Raw genomic sequence first — 15656 nt, 5'->3', positions numbered from 1 at the left:
TTATTCATATTTCCAAAAATCAAGTCTCGGGTCTTTTTCAGTTTCAAAATGCATAATTTTTTTAATCCAAGGCGGGGGATTATTGTTTAACATATATACAAACTGATTTAACAGTTCTTCAATATCGTCTGTATATTTAACTTTTACCGGGGTAATGCCAGAAGAGATAACTTTTGCGGCATCACCGCCTATAATGCTTTTGCAATACATTATATTTACGCCTTTTAAAGCCGAAATTTTATATTCCGTTTTTTCCCCCTCAGGCAGATTGGAAGTATCTGTTTCAATAATTCCGCTTGTTGTATATCCCTCTTTTGTAATATCGTAAACAATAAATTTTTTTGCTCTTGAAAAATTTTGATTAACTTTTTTTATATCATCCGTTGCAAAGGCAACTTTTAATACATTTTTTTCATCTCCTTCTGAGATTACGTCTATTTTTACAGTTTTAGCCATGTGAAAGCTCCTTATTCAGTATGTTCGCAACTTCAAATAAAAAATATGCCCCGCCTTCATAAAGCTGGTCATTTTTTAACTGATTTCCAAATTCTTCATAATTTGGAAAACCTCTTACAATTAATTTTGCATTACTTCCTAAAGAGTGCAATATCCGTTCCCCGTGGAAATTACTGATTAACATATCACACTCATTTAAAAAACTTTCAGCATCTTCCAAATCACCCACCAAAGCATTCTCCGCTTTAATATCTTTTAACACATTTGATGGGGTAGTTGCTATTACAGCCTTTATTTTAGCCCCTACACTGTAAAGCAGTTCGCTTATTCCATAGCACATATCAGGTTCACCTGTAATGACAAATTTGTTATCGCTTATTACAAAATGGGTATCAAGCATAGCGTCTAAAAGCCTGCCTCTCCATTTTTTTATATGTTCAGACGGTTCTTTTTGAGAGATATTCATAAGAAATGCCACAAAATTGTCAGTTGCATTTAACCCTGTTAAACTGTTGAAATGTTTATGTTTAATTTTTGGATTTTTTTCTAAAAGAGCATCTGCAGCGATTTTCATTGATTCCCCTATTGTAACGACATAAGCCGAATCTGCTAAATTTTTAATATCATCTAAAGTAATGTCTCCGTTTCCGAGTTTCCCCTGTCCTTCTCTTAAACATCCGTCAAGCGAGGTGGAAATATCCGGAAGGGCATATGTTTCAAAACCGAAACTTTCGCAAAAACTTTTTATTTTTTCAATTTCAACAGGCTGCAGGGATACATTTGGCAAAAGCAACATCTTTTTATAATTAATCTCTTCTTTCACCTCTGTAAACTGTTCTATTAAAGATTTTGTGGCCAATGCCCATCCGCTTTCCATACCGCCTTCAAAATCGGGCGTGTTTACGTAACAGTAAGGTATGTCTATAAAATTTTTAACACTTTTTACATCATCTCCTTTTGTTTCCGTAAGCCCTGTTGTATGAAGGCCTATTAAATCGGGCTTAAATTTATATTTATTGATTATATTTTCCACAGCTTTTAATATTGTTTCATATCCGCCCTCAAGAACAGCGGTAATATCTATTACGGAAGTGTTGTACATAGCAATTGGTTCATTATAATGACTTGTCAGAAAAACTTTTGTAAATGAAGCACATCCTTTAGAACCGTGCATTAAAGGAAGGCAGTTTTTAACCCCCATAAATGCCAGAGCAGCACCCATAGGCTGGGAATGTTTTATAGGATTTACCTGAAGCGGTTTTTTTACTGTATTCATAATTCAACCTCCCAAGGTGCTTTTTTTGAGTAATTTTTAAATACCGGATTATCCAAAACATTGTCCAAATCTTTTGCTAAATTTAGAAGTCCCCCGTATCCTCCGTAAATTTTCTTTTTTTCCTGATTTACATTAATATAAGGTATTCCTTTTTTAAAAGCGGTATACAAACTTCTTCCCCCGCCTAAAAGAATGTCAGCGCCATATTCTTCCACTATTTTTATCTGCTCAGACGCCGGGGATTTCATTAAAATAATATCTTCTCCCAAAATTTCTTTTGCTTTTTTTATATCACTTTCAACAGATTTTGCAACAGAAGTGGCTATAACTTTAATTCCCAAATCCTTCAGAGCTGAAGCTATAGACCATGCTTTTTCACCTCCTGTATTTAAAACAGCTTTTTTTCCTCTGAATTTTTCAATATACGGTTTTAGCTTTTTATCGATTTTAGCTTCTTCGTTTTTTGTTACTTCAATAGCTTTTTCAACAAGTTCAGAATCTCCCAAAGCTTTGGCTATCTTAATAATGGAAGCAGATGTTTCACTTTTTCCGTAAAATGAGGCGGATATCCAGGGAATATCATATTTTTCTTTCATTTTCCTGCAAAGCGTTATTAAAGATTTTGAACAGTTTATTACGTTCAGTTTTGCCCTGTGGGCTGTTTTTATTTTTTCAATTCTCCCATCTCCGCTTAATGTGCTTAAAACCCTGATACCTATCTTTTCCAACACAGGGGTAATTTGCCACAAATCACCAGTAACATTATAATTTCCTATTATATTAATATCATAAGGGGTGGTATATTCAGGCTCTTTTGTGCCTATAAGATATTCCAACACATCTTCACCGGCAAGTCTTGAACCGAGATTTTTACTTCCGACAAAACCCGGTGCATGCACAGGCACTATTGGAATATTAAATTTTTCACTTTTTGTTTTACAAACTGAATCTATATTATCACCTATAAGAGCGGTTACACAGGTCTGGTATACAAAAATGGCCTCGGGAGAATATTTTTTCATAATATATTCAATGGATTCATCAAGCCTTTTATCACCTCCGAAAATTATGTCGTTTGTTGTAATACCTGTGGTAAAACCCATATATGTAAAATTCGCTTTTTTATATGAGCTCGGAGTCTGTCTTGTTTCCCACGAAGCGCCGAGGCATGTTTGGGGGCCGTGAACCAGATGCACCGCATCAGCAAACGGAAAAAGAGAAATCTGCGCACCTTCAAAAGCGCATCCTCCCGCTCCAAGACCGGGTTTAACTATATTACAGCCTTGTTTTTTATTTTTTGAATGCTCGCAGGCACTCTCATTTAATAATTCTTTTATTTTTTTTCTTCCAACCATATCAGCTCCTTTTAAAAGGATATGCATTTTTTATTCTAAATTGGGGAATTTATAAAAGAAAAATTATAAAAAGAACAAAAAAATTGGAAGGATTCCCGAAAAAGGGAAGATTATCTTATTAAATCGAAGAAGTAATCGGTTGTTGCTATGTCTTTTGTTTCTTCATCTAACCTATCAAGAACACCGTTTACTATCCATGTTAACAGATTAAGGGCACCCTCATATCCGCTTATTGAATATCTGTGCAAATGATGTCTGTCGAATATAGGAAATCCTATTCTGATTAGTGGAATTCCAGTATCCCTGTAAATCTCTTTTCCGTAAGAGTTACCAATCATAAAATCAACTGGTTCTGTGAAAAGAAGACTTCTCATATGCCATAAATCTTTTCCTGCCCATACATGTAAATCATCTTTTGCAGGAGAAGTGTCAAGCAGCGTTCTCATCTCTTCTTCCCATCCTTTAGGAGCGTTATTACATAATACATGTGTAGGTTCTGCACCCATTTCAAGTAAAAAGCTTACAACTCCGAGTAAAAAGTCAGGATCGCCCCAAATGGCAAATTTTTTACCGTGCATATACGGATAACTGTCCTGCATTGCATCCACAAGTCTTCCTCTTTGAAGTTTCAAAGATTCGGGAACCTCTTTACCTGTAAGTTCAGATATTTTCATTATAAAATCATCAGTGCCCTTAAGTCCTATAGGATTTGCAAAAACTCTTTCCTGTTTCCATCTTTTTGGAAGTTTCATTGTTTTTTTGGTTGCATATTTCTGCAATGAAATTGTGGCTTTTGAATTTCCACAGTCTTTTGCATCTTCAAGTTTAGTTCCGCCTACAAACATTTTATATTTACCGGCAGGTGAATCAAACTGGTCGGAATGGTCTCCTAAAATAATATAATCATAACCGAATTCATCAAGAATTTTCTTAATTTCCCTTATGCTTCCAACATAAGGCTCAAACCCGGGAATTATATTAATTCTCTCTTTTTTGTTTGTTTTATCAACATTTCCTTCTGTAAGCTGGCCTAAAATACCGTGCATCATATTGTCATATCCGGTAATATGGCTTCCTACAAATGAAGGTGTGTGTGCATAAGGAATAGGCATACCTTCAGGAATGAACTCTCCTTTGTCTTCTTCAATGGCTGCAGTAATAAACGCACCTAAATCATCACCTATAACTTCAGCCATACATGTTGTTGAAACAGCTATCATATCCGGTTTATAAAGTGCACAGCAGTTTTTAAGCCCTTCTTTCATATTACTTAGACCTCCGAAAACCGCCGCATCTTCTGTCATGGAATCACTCACACAAGGAGTCGGTTCTTTAAAATGTCTTGTAAAATAAGACCTGAAATACGCAACACACCCGTGGCTTCCATGCACATAAGGCATGGTTTTTTCAAATCCGAGTGCCGCCATTACAGCCCCTAACGGCTGACATGCTTTTGCCGGATTGATTGTAATGGCTTCCCTTGCAAAGTTTTTTTCTCTGTATTCCCAGGTTTTTGTCCATTCTGCAACTTCTTTTACCTTTTCAGGGTCGGTTGCCCCGGCTGCGCTTTCAAAATTTTTTTTATTTTTAAAAAGTTCCTGATATTCAGGTTTTAAAAACAGTTTTTGTCCGTCTACTATATTTTCTACATTTTGCATTTTTCTTCTCCTTTACTTTCCCACGGCGCATCATCTATTTTCCAAACAGGCGAATTAATAGCAAGGTCCATATTTGCTGCAAAAATTGCAAAACCGTCATATCCGTGATAAGGACCGCTGTAATCCCATGAGTGCATTTGTCTATATGGAAGCCCCATTTTTTGGAATACATATTTTTCTTTAATACCGGAACCTACAAGGTCAGGATGTAATTTTTTAACAAAAGCTTCAAATTCATACTCATTTACATCGTCGTAAATAATAGTGGAATTACTGATATCTTCTTTTGTTCTTTCATAATCGTCATCATGAGCAAATTCATAACCTGTCCCTATAACTTCCATTCCAAGGTCTTCATAAGCCCCGATAATGTGTCTTGGTCTGAGACCGCCCACAAAAAGCATTACTTTTTTACCCTCAAGTCTCGGTCTGTATTTTTCTATTACAGCATCAGCCATCGGTTGATATTTTGCAATTACCTTTTCAGCATTTTCCTGAATTTTTTCATCAAAAAAAGATGCTATTTTTCTAAGGGATTTTGCTATGTTGGTCGGTCCGAACATATTAAACTCAGCCCATGGAACGCCGTATTCCCTTTCTATATGCCTTGCGATATAATTCATAGAACGATAACAGTGCACAAGAACAAGTTTTACTTTTGATGATTGATGCATCTCTTTCAAAGTTGCATCCCCGGTCCATTGTGAAACAACCCTTAAACCCATCTCTTCAAGTAAAATTCTGCTTGTCCAGCCGTCGCCTCCTATGTTGTAATCCCCGAGAATTGCTATATCATAAGGGCCTGGCTCTATTTCTTTACCGTAAGTCGGGACATTAGGATCAACTACATAATCTCTTATTACGTCATTTGCAATATGATGCCCCAAAGACTGAGAAACACCCCTAAACCCTTCGCAGCTTGTAGGAACGATTACTTTTCCTGTTTTTTTAGAATAAATTTTTGATGTTGCCTGTATATCATCACCAATTAAACCAATTGGACATTCTGATTGAACGGTAATACCCCTGTTGAGAGGAAAAAGCTCATCAATTTCTTCAAAACATTTAGCAAGTTTTTTATCACCGCCGAAAACGATGTCTTTTTCCTGAAAATCAGAACTAAAGTTCATTGTTCCAAAAGTATCAACCCCGGTTGTTCCTATATAATAGTTTCTTCTTCCCGCACGGGAGTATTGACCGCATCCGATAGGTCCGTGTGAAATATGAATCATATCTTTTACAGGACCCCATACAACACCTTTACTTCCGGCATATGCACATCCTCTTTGGCTCATAACACCAGGAACCGTTTTTTTGTTGCTTCTTACATTTCCCGCCGTTTTTTGGCTTTCATCTTCCGGAGTAGCAACACCTAAATGTCTTGAGCGGTTTTTTGCCGCTTTTTTAGGATAAACACTCAATACTTCTTTTATTGCTTCTTCCTGTAATTCTTTCAATGTTTTTTCTGACATATTTTCTCCTTAAATTAAGACGCTTTTTTTACTCTGAAATGCTCCATAGAATCAAATTTTTTGCATAAATCCATAGTTTCATCGTCACTGTCAACCCTTTTTGAAATTTCACTCATCTGATACCTGTTTGTAAAAATCAGATATTTTTCTCCGTCTTTTTCAATATATTTGTCATCTTTCAAATAAGCTGCCAGTGCCTTGAAAAGAAACGTGTCTTTATTGCAGTAAACAATTTTTTCCACATCTCCGCCTCTTGGGCCCATTTCAAGTTCAATTGCATTAATGTCATCTATTCCGCCAATTGATTCAATAAATGCATCCAGTTTTTTTATTACTTCTTCATCCGGAATATTGTTTCCCATATCTGCTGGAAATTTTAAACCTATTATAAACATTTTCTCTCCTTTTTATTTTTTATAATACCGGCTCGGCTGATTTACCAACTTCATCTTCCAAAACATCCTCTTCAAGACCGAATTCCATTAATAAATCTTCCAAATCATCCATTTCAAGCGGTGTAGGAATAACTTTAAAATCATTTTCTATAATTTTTCTTGCAAGTTCTTTGTATTCCAAAGCCTGATCAGATGTAGGAGAATATTCAACAACTGTCATTCTTCTGAGTTCTGCATGTTGGACTATATTGTTTCTTGGAACAAAATGAATCATTTGAGTCCCTAATGCTTTAGCAAGTGCATTTGCCAAATCATATTCCCTGTCTGTCATTCTTGCATTACAAATAAGCCCCGCAAGTCTGACTCCACCTGTGTTTGCATATTTCAAAATACCTTTTGAAATGTTGTTAGCCGCATACATGGCCATCATTTCACCTGACATAACAATATAAATTTCCTGTGCTTTACCTTCACGAATAGGCATAGCAAAACCGCCGCAAACAACGTCCCCTAAAACATCGTAAGATACGAAATCCAAACCGTCCTCTTCATAAGCACCCTCTTCTTCAAGAAAGTTAATCGCTGTAATAACACCTCTTCCCGCACAACCGACACCAGGTTCAGGCCCTCCGGATTCCGCACAGTTAATCCATCCTCCCTTAGTATCCGGACTAAAAATTCCGGCTCCGTGTTTTAACACATCTTCAAGTTCCAAATCTTCAACTGTTCCAGCTTCAGCAGCAAGATGTAAAATAGTGTCCTGAGCTTTTTCGTGTAAAATAAGTCTTGTAGAATCCGCTTTAGGGTCACAACCGACTATCATTATATTTTTTCCAAAATAATAAGCCATAGAAGCCAATGTATTTTGAGAAGTAGTAGATTTACCGATTCCGCCTTTTCCGTAAAAGGCAATTTGTCTTAATTCAGCCATTTTATCTCCTTAATTTTTATTTTCATTTTTTATAGTGCATAATGCATTCCATCTTTTTTTGTTAAAAAACCGGAAAAAAATACAAAATATTGACAAAAAGAAACAAAAGAGAAACAAATTTGTAAAAATGTTTACGCTTTGTAATGGAAAACTTTAAGATACGTTTGATAAAAGCCTCTTCTTGTGTAGAACATATGGGCATTTTCATTGTCTATGTCAGCTGCAAGCTGAATTCTTTTATATCCAAGCTGTTGGGAAATGGAACGTATTTTATTTAAAAGCCTGCTTCCAATCCCCATATTTCTGTAATTTTCTTTTACAATCAAATCCTCAACATGCCCTATATAATCACCTTCCGCACTTGAAATGAGGCGCTGCATTGTAACCATACCCACCACCTTGTCATTATCCCTGGCGACCAACAAAACATTACCTTTTTGTTTATACAGTTTTGTTATACCTGTTAACTGTTTAGTGAAATCTATTTCAAAATCTTTCTCTATTGAAAACAGCTCCCCTATTAAATGCGCCATCTCAGGAAGGTCTGTTTCTTTTGCCTCTTCAATTACAATTCCTTTTTTTGTTTTGATATCACATATTTTTGGATGTAAAATATCTATTACTTTTAAAGCATGGGCGTTTAAAGGGTTCCCCTCGACATACAATATTTTCAAATTGTTAAGATTGGCAAGGTTTTCGGGTAAATCTTTTATATTGTTATCATCAATATACAATTCTTCAAGCTTTGAATAATTAATTATCTCTTCTGACAATTCGGTAAGTTCATTTGAGCTGTAGCACAAATTTTTAATTTCACCTGATTTAAACATTAAAAATTCTTTTAGCCCGCACCCGTCGGCGGAAAAGCTTTCCAAATAAGGGGCAAAATCATCTCTTAAATAAATTTTTTGTACAGGATTGTTATCAATAATCAGGTATTCAAGATCTTCCATTTCTTTAAGTTTTAATTCGGAAATCTGATTGCCGCTTAAATCAAGCTCTTCAACAGGAAGTTTGTATAAGTTTTTAGAAATTTTATTTATTTGATTATCCTGGGCGTTTAAAACATTTAAAGAAACAAGATATGACACTTCATCCGGAATTTCCTTTATTAAATTTGAAGAGATATCAAGTCTTTCCACATTGCAAAGGGATTTACAAATTGAAGAAATTTCTTTTATAAAGTTATTTGAAATATTAACTACCCTTAAATTGTTATCAAATGCAAGTGAATTAATTTCATTTATTCTGTTTAAACTCAGATTTAAAACCCTTAAACTCTGACATTTTTGCAGCACATCGACATTTTCTATCAAATTGCCGCTTGCATTTAACGATTTTAAATTCATTTCACCCAAAACTTCAGGCAAAACTTTAAAATTATTCTTGGATATATTTAAATTTATCAGTTTTTTTAAATTTTTAATACTCTCAGGCAGCGCTTCTAAAAAATTGTCACTTAAATCCAGCGTAACAAGATTTTCAAGCAGTTCAATAGAACCTGGAAGTTCTTTTATCTCTTTAGAGCTAAGGTTCAACCTTGTAATATATAAAGGATTGTCAATATTTTCACCTAAAGCCTTATGTTTAATAAGCCATTTTTTAAGTTCACTCCATCCGTTAATATCCATTTTAATCTCCTTCAGCCAGTTTTCTTATTCTCTCCCACCTTTTTTCTATCAGCATTTCTATCTCTTTAAAATCATATTTACCGAATTTTTGCATATCATACAATCTTTTTAAAGGTTCTCTGCAGCAGCATCTGTTGCATTCAGTTACCAATTTTTTTGCCTTTTTAAAAGGTAAAGAAGTATTCTCAAAAATTTCAATAGCCTGTTTTACAGTTTTCTGACCGCATTCACATATTTCCATTTGTAAAATTTCTTCTTTTGTTCTCATTTTCCCCTCTTTAAAGTCCGGTTTCTTTTTTAAATCTTTCCACTTCCTCCACTGCTTCTACTATTTTTTTTGAGAGTTCTGGCAGCTTGTTATAATCCACCCACAATGTATCTTCCACAATGTCATGAATCTGACCGGCCAGCTCAACAGCTTTTCTTTTTCTTTTTCCAAGTTCTTTTTTTAGTTCTTTTTTGTCCATTTTTTCCTCCTTTTAAAATGAAAACGAATAAATATTGTTAAAATTTATTTCACAATCCCCATAGCTTAAAAAAACCAGTTTTTCTGTTTTTTCAAAATTGTATTTTTTGAAAAGTTTGTTAATATTTTCAATATCCGGGCTGTATGATATTACTCTTTTTAACCCCCTGAAAAATAAAACACCTTTTATCATTTTTTCCGCTTCATATTCATCCTTTGATATCCAGGGTCCTAAAAAAACATCTTTTGAAGTAATAGAGCAAGAATGCTGAAAACTGTCTGGAAGTGCAAATTTTAATGAGCTGTTCCTTTGCATTTCTTCAAACAAATAAAATGTCCTCTCTTCATTAAATGTTTCATAATCTAATATTTGGACTCTGTTTTCAAAATCATAAGATTCAAGTTCCTTGGCTTCTTTGTTTGAAAAATAAAAAGGTGGGACATTTCCTCTGTTTATCCATTTATTTATATCAACTGTTTTTTTAAAACCGAAATTTTCAAAAAACAGTTGATATTTTTCAGGAAAAATTAAATAAACATTTTTATTATACATTTTTGCTATTTCCATCAGCGTTTTTAAAAGTCTTTTTCCTAAATTTTTTTTCTGAAAATTATTTTTGACCATAAAATATTTAATCTGAATATTTTTTTCATATTCCACCGTCAGAATTACGCCCGCTAACATATTTTCTTTATATATTCCAAAACACAAATGCGGAAAATGCGTAAGTATAAGTTTTATATGATAAGTGTCCACCTCAATGTCCATCTCTTTTGCAATTGAGATTATTTCGGGTGTATCTATTAATTTAAGCCATCTTATAAACACGCATATTTCCTGTAATAATTAATAAGTTCGGCTCTGTTTAGAACTTTTTTTCTTTTTGTTACTATTTTTCTGATTTTAGGGACCAGGTTTCTTAAAACCTCTTTTTTAGCCTCTATCCCCGCAGCTTTTAAATGATACATAAGCGTGGAAGAGCCTGAATGTTTACCTATTGGAAACTCTCTTTTTGCCCCTACTTCCTCGGCTTCAAAAGGCTCGTAGGCTCTTTTGTTTTTTATCATACCATCAGCATGTATGCCGCTTTCATGCGCAAAAAGCCTTTTACCGATTATTGGGGCGTTTGGAGGTATTGTAATATTTGCGGCCCTGCTTACAAAAAATGTAAGTTTTTTTATTAATTTCGGTTTTATTTCAACATCTTTGCTGTATAAATATTTTAAAGACATCAAAACCTGTTCAAACGAAGCATTTCCCGCCCTTTCGCCCAAACCTATAACCGTTGTGTTTAAACTGAGAGCCCCCGCTTCAATACCGCTTAGTGCATTGGCGTTTGCAAGTCCAAAATCATTATGTGTGTGCATTTCTATAGGCAAAAGATTTAATGACGTCAGCTTTTTAATAATTTCATATGTTTTTAAAGGGGTAAGTATTCCAACCGTATCGCAGAATCTAAACCTGTCGGCTCCGAGTTCACGGCCTAATTTCATAATTTCAACAATAAAATTCATATTGCCCCTTGAAGAATCCTCAGCCCCTATACATACAAAAACCCCCTCTTTTTTTGCCTCTGTAATTGTTTTTTCAAGATTGTTTAATATTTTATTTTTATTCCCTTTAAATTTAACATCTATCAATACGTCTGAAACCGGAACAGACAAATCAACAGCTTTCACACCGCACTCAAGTGAGGCTTCCAAATCTTTCATCACGGCTCTGTTCCATGTCATCATACGCACATCAAGTTCTAAAGAAAGCAGTGTTTTTATATCTCTTTTTTCATCTTCCCCCATAGCCGGAATTCCTATTTCAAGCTCGTCTGCACCACACTCCACAAGCATTTTGGCAATTGCTATTTTTTCTTTTGTGTTAAAAGCCACATAAGGGGCCTGCTCTCCGTCTCTTAGGGTTGTGTCGTTTATAATCATAATCTAACCTCCTTTTTTTCAGGCAAGTTAAAATATTTTCTTGCTGCGTTTAAAACAGAAATTTCTATCGGCTCAAACGCATAAGAATCATCTACTGAAATTCCCTCATTTAATAATTCATTTTTCGGAGTCTCTCCTATTTTTGCCGTTAAAAGCAGCTTACAGTCTTTTAATACATCTGAAATTTCTTTTATATTATCTTCCGAACCTACACTCTGGGCATACGCACTGTTTATTTTTCTGTGTTGAACAAACATAACACCCCTGTCTCCTGCTTTATAAATTAAAAATTCTTTTGCTGAGCCGAAGTGCTGGTTAATCATTCCCTCACCTGCGGTTGTAACGGCAACTAAAATGGTTTTATTCTCTGAGCTTAGATTTTCTTCAAGTTCCCTTGCTCTTTCATTTGCCTTTTCAAGGATTTTTCTAAATTCTTCTATCTTGTTTTGCGCTTCTTTTCTTGCTTTAATGTTGTAATGTTTTTCAAGCTCTTCAAAACTTTTATTTACAAATACATCTTTTGTAAATTCAGCCCCCCTGTCTTCTCCTATAAGTCCCACGGCATCGGCCCTGCACTGTCTACAGTGTTTCATAAGCCTTACATCAACACCGCAGGCTTCCTGAACTTCCATAACCTGTTGCGGAGTGGCGCTTGGAACTCCCTCTAAGCCGAATTTGGTTCCGTATTCAGGCTCTGAAATAAGAGGCATAATATTGTGTAAAAACACCCCCATTTCTTTTAATTTTTTTGCAACTTCAGGAAGATGCTTATCGTTTATTCCCGGAATTAAAACGGAATTGGCTTTAATTAAAATACCCTTTTCCACACATTTTTTAATACCCTCAAGCTGTCTTTGAAGCAGAATTTTTGCCGCATCTTTACCAAAATGTCTTTTATGGTCGTAATAAACCCAGGAATATATTTTTGAACCTATTTCCCCTGTTTCATCAACACTGTTTATTGTAACGGTGACATGATCAACCCCGTATTTTACAAGTTCATCCACATAATCAGGAAGAGCCAGCCCGTTTGTTGAAAGGCAGAGTTTAAGATCAGGCGTTTTTTCCCTGACCAGCCTGAAAGTTTCAAATGTGTTTTTCGGATTTGCAAGGGCGTCACCCGGGCCTGCAATACCCAAAACACTCAGACGCTGAACCTCTCCCCCCACATAAAGTACTTTTTTTATCGCTTCTTCGGGAGTCATTCTCTCACTTGTAACACCGGGGCGGCTTTCATTAGAACAGTCGTATTTTCTGTTGCAGTAATTGCACTGAATATTACATGCAGGAGCCACAGCCGCATGAATACGGGCATAATGATGATGTGCATCTTCACAGTAACACGGATGATTGTTTATTTTTTCTTTTATATCTTCCGGTAAAAAATTTTTGTTTGTTGAATTCATTTTTTTCTCCTTATTTAAAACTTTTTATCTATATGCAATATATGTTCTAAACAATAGAATAAATATTGCATATACATAAAAAAAGGAGCAGTTTTGAAAATAAAATATAAAAATAAATTTTATTATTTAGAAGACACACCGCTTGATATAGGATACAAGGCAGAAACGGTAACTTTATATGATAAAAATTCAATCCCGGTTGAATTTCCGCAAAAATGTAAAGATACTCAGCTTATAATAACCATGCCTTTTATTGACGAAAAATTAATGCGTGAAATTATGGAAACTGACAAATTTTTACAAGATTTGAAAATACATATATATCTGGTTTTACCGGAAGAAACAAATTTACCTTCGTTTGAAAACATTATTGTCCTGTTTGATAAAGATAATGAATTCTCAGACATTTACGGTTTAACAATTAAAATGGAAGATAAGGAAACTATTACAAAAGCGCTCATTTTAATATCAAAAGACGGGGCAATATATTATGATGAGTATCCTGATGATGTTTATCAAAAATTTAATTTAGAAAAACTAAAAAGAAAAATAATCTCTTCAAAAGAGATTTATAACAATAAAGGATGTGGAATATGAAAGAATTAATTAAAAACATAAAAAAAGAGATTAAAGAAAATAAAACAGTTCCTTATTTGGGTATAGGAATTTTTAAAAATGTTAAAACAAAAGAGGGCGAGCAGATGCCTTATGATTCCGATTCACTTATTTTAATGATGAATAACGGCAGAGCAATGAGCCCGAGACTAATGTATGAATTTTCAAGAGCAGCTATGCATTTGGAACAAAGAAGAGGTTATGAATATATCCAACAGCTGACAAACTGGATATATTCCAAACCGTTTGAGCCTACGGAAATACACAAAGAAATTGTAAATTTAAATCCTAAATACATTATTGATACCAACAGGGATTCTAAATTTCAGGAACTGCTTTTGGATGTTGAACATATACTTATTGTAGGAAAAGCAAGAATTTTGGATAATGATTACAGATATGAAATTTACAAATTTGATATACAAACAAAACAGTATATAAAAACCGATGATGAAGAGCTGAAAAACGCACAAAAAATTCTTTTTAAACCTATGGGTTCGACTCTTCCAAAGCCTAGTTTTATTATTTCAGATGCGGATTATGTAGATTGGATTACAGAAGTCATGGGCGGATTTGCGGTTCCCGCTTTTTTAAAAAAATACAGAAAAGGCAAAAAATATCTCTTTTTAGGTGCTGATTTTTCAAAAGACACAGAAAGGATGGTGGCAAATGAACTGACTTTGGATTTAGATGGAGGATATTATGTAAAAGAACCCCCTCTTAGTAAAAAAGAGGAAAATTTTTTAAAAAGACATAATTTAACACATATTCCGATATCTCTGGAAGAATTTAACAAATATTTTATAAAAACATCACTGTAAAAAGGTTTAATATGGATAACGAAAAAATATGTTCGTTTTGCGGAAGAAAACAGAGCGAAGTGGAAAAAATGTTTTCCACTGAAAAGTCAACAATTTGCAGCGAATGTGTAAAAACATGTTCTAAAATACTTCAAAAAGAAAACTACCTTAAAAAAAAGAACAGTTCCGCATTTAAACTGTTAAAACCAGAAAAAATTGTGGGACATCTTGACAAATATATAATTGGACAGGAAAAAGCCAAAAAAATACTGGCAGTTGCCCTGTATAACCATTACAAAAGAATTGAAAACCCTGTATATAATGACATAGAACTCGAAAAAAGCAATATTATGCTGATAGGCCCGACAGGCAGCGGAAAAACGCTTCTTGCAAAAACACTTGCAAAAATTTTAAATGTTCCGTTTGCCATTGCGGATGCGACTTCTTTAACAGAAGCCGGATATGTGGGGGAAGATGTTGAAAGTATATTATCAAGGCTTTTGGTTGCGGCAAATTACAATGTTGAACTTGCACAAAAAGGCATCATATATATTGACGAAATAGACAAACTTGCAAAAAAAAGTGAAAGTGCCGCCATAGGAAGGGATGTTTCAGGAGAAGGAGTGCAGCAGGGACTTTTAAAAATACTGGAAGGCTCTGATGTGTATGTGCCTGTAAAAGGTAATAAAAAAAGCAATTCCGACACTGTTTTAATAAACACATCCCATATTTTATTTATATGCGGCGGGGCATTTGTGGATTTAGTACCTGAAAAAAACAAAAAAAAAGAAACAAAAATGGGATTTATTGTAAAAGATGATGAAAATCAAAACAAAAACCTTAAAATAAAACAAAAAGATTTGATTAATTACGGAATGATACCTGAATTTATAGGAAGGATTCCAGTTATTGCACAGCTTAACGAACTTACAAAAGAGCAGATGGTTAAGATACTTACAGAACCTAAAAATGCTATAATAAAACAATACCAGGCGTTTTTTGACATGGACGGAATAGAGCTTGTTTTTGAAGATGATGCAATTGATTTAATTGCCGAAAAATCGATCTCCACAGGAACCGGTGCAAGAGGGATTAGGGGAATTATTGAAGAAATAATGCTTCCTGTTTTATATTACGCACCTACAACAGAAAACTTACAAAAATGTATTATTACAAAAGATTTTATTTTAGGCAGTAAAAAAGAGCCTGTTTATGAATTTAAAAAGAGCGAACAATTGAATTAAATACTTGAAAGTTGAAAAT

16 protein-coding genes are annotated in these 15656 nt (G+C 34.4%); 3 read left to right on the top strand and 13 right to left on the bottom strand.

The window, feature by feature from the left end:
- From DZ67_RS0108335 to nifB, 13 genes are all read right to left on the bottom strand, one after another.
- Entirely contained in the window at window positions 1-456 is a 456-nt protein-coding gene (locus DZ67_RS0108335) for a NifB/NifX family molybdenum-iron cluster-binding protein (protein ID WP_024788181.1), read from the bottom strand.
- Window positions 449-1732: a nitrogenase iron-molybdenum cofactor biosynthesis protein NifN gene (gene nifN / locus DZ67_RS0108330; RefSeq protein WP_024788180.1), complete on the bottom strand. Its 1284-nt coding sequence runs from the start codon at window positions 1730-1732 to the stop codon at window positions 449-451. Before nifN ends, DZ67_RS0108335 begins: the two co-directional genes overlap by 8 nt.
- Entirely contained in the window at window positions 1729-3087 is a 1359-nt protein-coding gene (gene nifE / locus DZ67_RS0108325) for a nitrogenase iron-molybdenum cofactor biosynthesis protein NifE (protein ID WP_024788179.1), read from the bottom strand. Before nifE ends, nifN begins: the two co-directional genes overlap by 4 nt.
- A gap of 110 nt (window positions 3088-3197) precedes the next feature.
- Window positions 3198-4745, bottom strand: coding sequence for a nitrogenase molybdenum-iron protein subunit beta (gene nifK, locus DZ67_RS0108320; RefSeq protein WP_024788178.1), 1548 nt, complete (start codon window positions 4743-4745; stop codon window positions 3198-3200).
- Window positions 4733-6217 (bottom strand): nitrogenase molybdenum-iron protein alpha chain, encoded by a 1485-nt coding sequence (nifD, locus tag DZ67_RS0108315; protein WP_024791027.1) that lies wholly within the window; start codon window positions 6215-6217, stop codon window positions 4733-4735. Before nifD ends, nifK begins: the two co-directional genes overlap by 13 nt.
- Before the next feature lie 14 nt (window positions 6218-6231).
- On the bottom strand, window positions 6232-6612 hold the full coding sequence (locus DZ67_RS0108310) for a hypothetical protein (protein ID WP_024788177.1): 381 nt from the start codon (window positions 6610-6612) through the stop codon (window positions 6232-6234).
- 19 nt (window positions 6613-6631) lie between these two features.
- Window positions 6632-7543: a nitrogenase iron protein gene (gene nifH, locus DZ67_RS0108305; protein ID WP_024788176.1), complete on the bottom strand. Its 912-nt coding sequence runs from the start codon at window positions 7541-7543 to the stop codon at window positions 6632-6634.
- A gap of 131 nt (window positions 7544-7674) precedes the next feature.
- Window positions 7675-9174 (bottom strand): GNAT family N-acetyltransferase, encoded by a 1500-nt coding sequence (locus DZ67_RS0108300; RefSeq protein WP_024791989.1) that lies wholly within the window; start codon window positions 9172-9174, stop codon window positions 7675-7677.
- Between the two features lies 1 nt (window position 9175).
- Complete coding sequence (locus DZ67_RS0108295; protein WP_024788174.1) at window positions 9176-9442, bottom strand: hypothetical protein; 267 nt, start codon at window positions 9440-9442, stop codon at window positions 9176-9178.
- Between the two features lie 10 nt (window positions 9443-9452).
- Window positions 9453-9641, bottom strand: coding sequence for a CCE_0567 family metalloprotein (locus DZ67_RS0108290; RefSeq protein ID WP_024788173.1), 189 nt, complete (start codon window positions 9639-9641; stop codon window positions 9453-9455).
- A 12-nt stretch (window positions 9642-9653) separates the two neighbouring features.
- Complete coding sequence (locus tag DZ67_RS0108285; protein ID WP_024788172.1) at window positions 9654-10469, bottom strand: GNAT family N-acetyltransferase; 816 nt, start codon at window positions 10467-10469, stop codon at window positions 9654-9656.
- Window positions 10460-11572: a homocitrate synthase gene (gene nifV, locus DZ67_RS0108280; RefSeq protein WP_035907250.1), complete on the bottom strand. Its 1113-nt coding sequence runs from the start codon at window positions 11570-11572 to the stop codon at window positions 10460-10462. The genes DZ67_RS0108285 and nifV overlap by 10 nt, the downstream gene beginning before the upstream one ends.
- Window positions 11569-12978 (bottom strand): nitrogenase cofactor biosynthesis protein NifB, encoded by a 1410-nt coding sequence (gene nifB, locus DZ67_RS0108275; RefSeq protein ID WP_024788170.1) that lies wholly within the window; start codon window positions 12976-12978, stop codon window positions 11569-11571. The genes nifV and nifB overlap by 4 nt, the downstream gene beginning before the upstream one ends.
- A gap of 93 nt (window positions 12979-13071) precedes the next feature.
- Here nifB and DZ67_RS0108270 point away from each other — a divergent pair, with 93 nt between their 5' ends.
- Genes DZ67_RS0108270 through clpX form a run of 3 tightly spaced genes read left to right on the top strand, consistent with a single transcriptional unit; the run spans window position 13072 to window position 15637 of the window.
- Entirely contained in the window at window positions 13072-13575 is a 504-nt protein-coding gene (locus tag DZ67_RS0108270) for a hypothetical protein (protein WP_024788169.1), read from the top strand.
- Window positions 13572-14414 carry an SIR2 family protein gene (locus DZ67_RS0108265; RefSeq protein WP_024791988.1) on the top strand — a complete coding sequence of 281 codons (843 nt, stop codon included), beginning with the start codon at window positions 13572-13574 and terminating at the stop codon, window positions 14412-14414. The genes DZ67_RS0108270 and DZ67_RS0108265 overlap by 4 nt, the downstream gene beginning before the upstream one ends.
- An 11-nt stretch (window positions 14415-14425) precedes the next feature.
- The gene (gene clpX, locus DZ67_RS0108260) at window positions 14426-15637 is read left to right on the top strand and encodes an ATP-dependent Clp protease ATP-binding subunit ClpX (RefSeq protein WP_024791023.1); all 1212 of its coding nucleotides are present in this window, start codon (window positions 14426-14428) and stop codon (window positions 15635-15637) included.
- The last annotated feature ends 19 nt before the right edge of the window (window positions 15638-15656 follow it).

Source organism: Lebetimonas sp. JS138, assembly GCF_000523335.1.
GTDB lineage: Bacteria > Campylobacterota > Campylobacteria > Campylobacterales > Nautiliaceae > Lebetimonas.
Note: the sequence above shows the minus strand (reverse complement) of the source record. Positions and strands in the feature narration are given on the sequence as shown.

Coding starts and splice junctions, on each gene's coding strand:
- DZ67_RS0108335 (WP_024788181.1), bottom strand. CDS start 456: ATGGCTAAAACTGTAAAAATAGACGTAATCTCAGAAGGAGATGAAAAA.
- nifN (WP_024788180.1), bottom strand. CDS start 1,732: ATGAATACAGTAAAAAAACCGCTTCAGGTAAATCCTATAAAACATTCC.
- nifE (WP_024788179.1), bottom strand. CDS start 3,087: ATGGTTGGAAGAAAAAAAATAAAAGAATTATTAAATGAGAGTGCCTGC.
- nifK (WP_024788178.1), bottom strand. CDS start 4,745: ATGCAAAATGTAGAAAATATAGTAGACGGACAAAAACTGTTTTTAAAA.
- nifD (WP_024791027.1), bottom strand. CDS start 6,217: ATGTCAGAAAAAACATTGAAAGAATTACAGGAAGAAGCAATAAAAGAA.
- DZ67_RS0108310 (WP_024788177.1), bottom strand. CDS start 6,612: ATGTTTATAATAGGTTTAAAATTTCCAGCAGATATGGGAAACAATATT.
- nifH (WP_024788176.1), bottom strand. CDS start 7,543: ATGGCTGAATTAAGACAAATTGCCTTTTACGGAAAAGGCGGAATCGGT.
- DZ67_RS0108300 (WP_024791989.1), bottom strand. CDS start 9,174: ATGGATATTAACGGATGGAGTGAACTTAAAAAATGGCTTATTAAACAT.
- DZ67_RS0108295 (WP_024788174.1), bottom strand. CDS start 9,442: ATGAGAACAAAAGAAGAAATTTTACAAATGGAAATATGTGAATGCGGT.
- DZ67_RS0108290 (WP_024788173.1), bottom strand. CDS start 9,641: ATGGACAAAAAAGAACTAAAAAAAGAACTTGGAAAAAGAAAAAGAAAA.
- nifV (WP_035907250.1), bottom strand. CDS start 11,572: ATGATTATAAACGACACAACCCTAAGAGACGGAGAGCAGGCCCCTTAT.
- nifB (WP_024788170.1), bottom strand. CDS start 12,978: ATGAATTCAACAAACAAAAATTTTTTACCGGAAGATATAAAAGAAAAA.
- DZ67_RS0108265 (WP_024791988.1), top strand. CDS start 13,572: ATGAAAGAATTAATTAAAAACATAAAAAAAGAGATTAAAGAAAATAAA.
- clpX (WP_024791023.1), top strand. CDS start 14,426: ATGGATAACGAAAAAATATGTTCGTTTTGCGGAAGAAAACAGAGCGAA.